The sequence below is a fragment of the Fulvivirga kasyanovii genome, assembly GCF_009711405.1.
GTDB lineage: Bacteria > Bacteroidota > Bacteroidia > Cytophagales > Cyclobacteriaceae > Fulvivirga > Fulvivirga kasyanovii.
Map to the genome: position 1 here is coordinate 1 of NZ_SMLW01000230.1, position 2,657 is coordinate 2,657.

At 42.2% G+C, this 2,657-nt stretch carries 2 protein-coding genes; both read left to right on the forward strand.

Annotated features, from left to right (window positions below; genetic code table 11):
* A partial coding sequence (locus tag E1163_RS01130; RefSeq protein ID WP_155168688.1) for an Ig-like domain-containing protein occupies window positions 1-1,114 on the forward strand: 1,114 nt, incomplete at its 5' end.
* 895 nt (window positions 1,115-2,009) lie between these two features.
* Window positions 2,010-2,657, forward strand: a 648-nt coding sequence (locus E1163_RS01135) for a hypothetical protein (RefSeq protein ID WP_221417893.1), incomplete at its 3' end; no start/stop codon positions are given.

A 2,657-nucleotide genomic window follows, 5' to 3' on the forward strand; every position in this document is an offset into this window, starting at 1 on the left:
CCACTGTAGCTTCAAATGGATAAGTGATGGTAACGATGTTTACAATACAAAAGAAGCTACTTTTTCATGGAACAGATGGAACGGATACAACGAATACCTGTGTGACGGCAGAGATAATTACAGCGCACTGGTACAGGGTTCGGACATTACTTTCGACCATATTTGGTGGGAAGGTTCCAGGGGGCGTACACCTAAGCTTTACGGAGATGCACCTGCCCGCATCCACATGATCAATAATTATCACTCCGACAACACCTTCTATTCTTCTTACTCGGGAGGGCCTGACTTACTTCTGAAAATTGAAAACTCTCACTTTGATGGTGTCCGTATACCTACGGTGCGGGTTCATGGCGGGGTTATATATTCCTCAGGAAATTTATATGAGAATATAGAATTCCATTCAGGTGATAATTGGGCACATACTTCTGAACCCAAAGATGCTACGGCCAACTTTCATGTCGACTACCCATATACTTTGGATAATGTAAATGACGTAAAATCAATATGTACATCCAGAACAGGAGCAGGGGCTCAATGGGGCACCATGCCTGAATATGATGATGCTGCCGGGCAAACTACAGCAGGCCCCTCTGTAAGCATCAGATCACCTTCAAGTGGTCAGGGTTTTACTGACCCTGCATCTATCACAATCAACGTCTTTGCAAATGGTGAAAACGGTATAGCTAAAGTAGCGTTTTACCATGGAAGCGATAAACTGGGTGAAGATACGACCGCCCCGTATTCATGGATGATTACAGATCCTGAAAACTGCACTTACTCTATTGTGGCAGTGGCATACGACAACAAGGGTCTGGTAGCCTACTCTACCCCTACAACCTTTACAGCCACTGTCAACCCAACAAATGACAACTCAGGTTTGGTTTCCTCGGTACCCGATGCTTCAGGGAACCTGCCATTGAAAGTTTTTCCTAATCCGGTGAAAAATACCATGAAGATCGAGGGCAAATTTACCGGTAAATGGAGCTTATATGACCTGCAAAACAGAAAGGTGATGTCAGGAAGTCAGCGTTTAGTACAAATGGAAGGACTGAAGCAAGGCATATATGTTCTGCGAATAGAAGAGCATGTCATCAGAATAATCAAGAACAATTAATTTTAGTGCCTGATCTTGCTCCAGGCTATAAATCTGTGGAGTAAAATACCAAGCATAAAAATTAGTTATCTCCTCAGGATTCCGCCTGAATCCCCCTGAGCTTTGGATTAAAAGACCTTCGCTCCATGGTGAAGGTCTTTTTTATAAATAGGAATACACCTGACTAAAAACTACCCGGCAAATAAGGGATCAATCGGAATTTCTGGGGAGACCCTAAAATTTTCACTCTTTGCTGACAGACAGTTGTTAATCAGCAGTAGGCAAACTCGTATAATGATAACAATAAGCGGGTTTACTGATTTTCAGTGGCAAATTAACTTTACTTGTTTTACTTTCCAATCCATTTTACTCCACAGGTTTAACGTTTGATCCCAAATAAGTATGAAAGAAAGCATGAGTTCTACTTCGAGATAGGATACTCCTGTATAAAACCAGTAAGTTAAAGTTTTTCCCCTCAAGTATGCGGGTCCACCTGTAAATACCTACTGATTAACTAATTAGAATGCTTTTGCAAAGCTTTTTCAGGAAAAAGCAAATTGCAAAACGCCATTTTTTTCATTCTTGCAAATGTTTATCAACACTCGGGAGCTCCCCTATCCTCAACGTGTGAGCCTTTACTCATGCCCCATTAAGTAATGGTAACAAGAAACAAAGTTTAATCCCCTGAAACCCGACACCTCAGGTGTCATAAACCCAAATATCTGATATGTAAAAACTGTTTACAACTTTATTTATTGTCTGATGGCCTGGAGTAAGTCATTCTTTTCACTTACTCAAATACTATTTTTTTTCAACCATTGAAATTCAAGGACATTTGGATGATTCTATGCTGGCAATGCGTCGTGCACTAAATCTGAAGCCCGAAATTTCAACAAAAAAATTTAACCCGATCAATATGTTAAGAGGAATAACAACAATTATTCTCATGTTTTGCTTTGCAGCGGGTTTTGCTCAAAGCAAATGTCTTGAAACAGTCACCCTTCCCAATGAAGCAGCATGGGGAGGTGGTGATTCACAAGGTTCTATGCTCATAGGAAATACCTATGGCCCCGGGGAAGGCCCCGGGATTTATATAGTGGCAGATGGCGGGTACCGCTTATACCTCAACGGAGAGTTACTTGCCTACGACAATGCAGCCGGAAGGGTGCAGTTCGTTCCCATGACCTTTTTACCAGGGTATAATGCCATATCCATTGCAGGGATCAACGGACAAGATGCGCCTGGTGTGCTGGTCCAGATTGATGAACTTGAAAAATCATATTATTCAGGTTCATCATGGAGGGCCAATGCAAGGCCTTCTGATAATACCTGGAAAAAGAAATATTACAACGACCTGCAATGGAGCTATGCAAAAGAGCAAAGCGGATCTATTACCAGTACACCCAGTGGTGTAAACTTCTCCGGTTTCCCTGCAGGTTCAAAGTCGAAGTGGATATGGAGTTCCAACACAGGCGACAAACAAGCTGTACTGAGGTATGTTTTTAAAATACAAGCTGTCGGGTTTGGCAGGAATACCACCGGCGGTGAGGATGCTGAAATAGTG